We start from the raw sequence: 2,434 nt of genomic DNA on the forward strand, positions 1-2,434 counted from the left end.
CGAAGCAGTCAGGGTCGGGTAGTTTACTTCTTCGCCAACATAGCTCTCGGGCAAAGGAGCAAAGGGGGCTGAGCGCTGGATGGCACTGAGCACGGCTGCATCCAACAGGGGATCTTCTGAGGGGGTTTGCAGGCGCAGTTCCCGCAGGGATCCCTGTCGATCCAGACGCACCTGCACCACTGTTACGTAGGATCCGGATGCCCGCCGTACCATCCAGTGTTGGCGAACCCTTTCTTGGAATTGAGCCAAGTAGTCTCCCCAATCCGGATCGGCGGTGGCATTGAGGCTGGGTGGGCCTGCCTGAGAGGACTCGATCCCACTGGTGCGACCGAAGTCGGAGTTGTGGGATCCGGTAGGAAAAGTCGGGGGCAAGGTGGGAGAAGGCTCTTCCAACGGGGCTGCGATCGGCTCTGGAGAGGGCAAAGTTGGATGCGGATCCGCTGGAGCCGACAGGTAGGGTTGTGGCAAAACCTCAGGAGAACTTGCTGCTCTTTCGGGTTGAGGCTTGAGGGATTGAGCAGGAGAGATCTGAGCCGATTTGGTCTCCACTGCTGCTGCCGAGGAGGTAGCCAGTAGGCTTTGCAGATGCTGACGATAGTCCTGCAGTTGCTGGCGCTGTGGAGAGGACAGAGGCCAGTGATCCAGCCATTCTTCCGTCAGATGTAGCGCCTCCGCCCAATTGTGATCGGCAACTGCCTGCTCCAGAGCTGCTAAACCCGCTGACAGATTTTCTAACCTGGCCTCTGGCTGCTGCTGAGGAGAGGCAGAGTTCCGGGCGGGCTGGGGCACCTCAAGCTCCCTTGTCGGCGGAGAAAGGATCTCAGGGACAGGACTCCCTGCGGCTGAGGCGAGCAGAGGCTGTGCCGTTGCAGAAGTGACCTCTACCCATTCACCTGGATTGGCCACTTGCGACTGCCGCACCGATACGTGATCCCGAGGTTCAGAGACACCGGACTCACGGGCGGAGACGGGCGCAATCCACTGCGGCTCTGGGGGCGGCTCATCCGCCATCTCCACCCACTGAAAGGGGAGGATCTCCTCCTCTTCCCGGATCCTAGGCTGCCAACCCACCCAGCTCATCGCGATGAAATGCAACCCTGCCGAGAGCACGTTGGCCAGCCCCAGGCGCCAAGGTAAGGAGCGGCGTTCCTGCTGTCGTTCTTGTTGAGAACGGCTGAGGCGGGGCTCTGGATCCACCTCTCCGTCTGTCAAGCAATTTGCCTGGCTCTCAGCAGCCGGTTCTGGTTTGGGGGAGGTGGACTCTGCAGTAGGTTGGGCCGGGATCCCTGTGTTACGGAGATCTCGGTTGGGGTTCAATTCGTTTTGCACCTTTCCACCTCTCCCCACAGCCACATGCCAACAGAAGCCCACCGACGCTTCTCTGCTTCCTTCGATCAATAGCCCATCCCCGGGCAGAGGGGTAGCCATCGATGCACAAACGCGCCCAGGGCAAAGCTGTGTTGGCTTATACGGACTTCTGCCATTTCAACGCCTATCTTTTTCACGGGGGGCGATGCTTTGAGCCACCTGGGCTCACGAAAAGCCAGCTCATGATTCTCCGAACTAGAGCTTGTGGAGCGGGTTTATGCTTGTTACCCAGCAACCTGTCCTGAGGCGGTTTTGGTACCCCGTGATCCCGATGTCGGCCCTGGAAACCGGCCCACAAGCTTTCACGCTGCTGAAGACTCCTCTGGTGCTTTGGCTCAATGAGTCAGGGCAGCCTTGCGCCGTCTTGGATCGTTGCTGCCATCGCTCGGCCCAACTTTCCAAAGGGGTTGTTTGCAATGGCCACATCCGCTGCCCCTATCACGGCTGGGAATTTGACGGCTCTGGCACCTGTGTGAAGGTACCCCAACTTACAGACAACTTCATCCCTCGCACCTACAAGGTGGAGGGGTTTCGCTGCCAAGAGCGCTATGGCTGTGTTTGGGTGGCATTGGCGGATCCCTTGACCGATATTCCCGAGATCTCAGAGGTGGCGGATCCCCGGTTTCGCCAAATTCATCAGTTCTATGAGGTCTGGAAATGCGCCGGCCTGCGCCTGATGGAAAACTCCTTTGACAATGCCCATCCCCACTTCGTCCATCACCAGAGCTTTGGGGTGATCTCCGAGCCTGTACCCCCAGATCTGGACAGCCTTGAAGAACTGGAATATGGCCTTCGGGCCACCTCTGTTTTGCCGGTGTTCAACAGTGACTTGCAGAAGCAAAACTTGCGGATGTCAGAGGATCGCACAGTGCGTATCCTGGAGGGCACCTGGTTTATGCCTTTTGGTCGCAAGCTCAAAATCACCTACCCCAACGGCCTCATCCACATCATTTTCACAGCGGCTACCCCCATCGACGACCAAACCTCGCAGGTGGTGCAATTCTGTTTACGCAACGATTCGGAAGCAGAGGTGAGTGCTGAGAGCATGACTCTAGTCAATAATAAG

Annotated in this window: 2 protein-coding genes; one reads left to right on the plus strand and one right to left on the minus strand. The window is 58.1% G+C overall.

Translation table 11 applies throughout. The features are described 5' to 3' along the window. Window positions 1-1,428: TonB family protein (locus NW815_RS10370; RefSeq protein ID WP_414387870.1), on the minus strand; the 1,428-nt coding region annotated here is incomplete at its 3' end. 157 nt (window positions 1,429-1,585) lie between these two features. Here NW815_RS10370 and NW815_RS10375 point away from each other — a divergent pair. Then, window positions 1,586-2,434: Rieske 2Fe-2S domain-containing protein (locus tag NW815_RS10375; protein ID WP_414415982.1), on the plus strand; the 849-nt coding region annotated here is incomplete at its 3' end.

This window comes from Synechococcus sp. R6-7 (genome assembly GCF_047461695.1).
GTDB lineage: Bacteria > Cyanobacteriota > Cyanobacteriia > Thermostichales > Thermostichaceae > Thermostichus.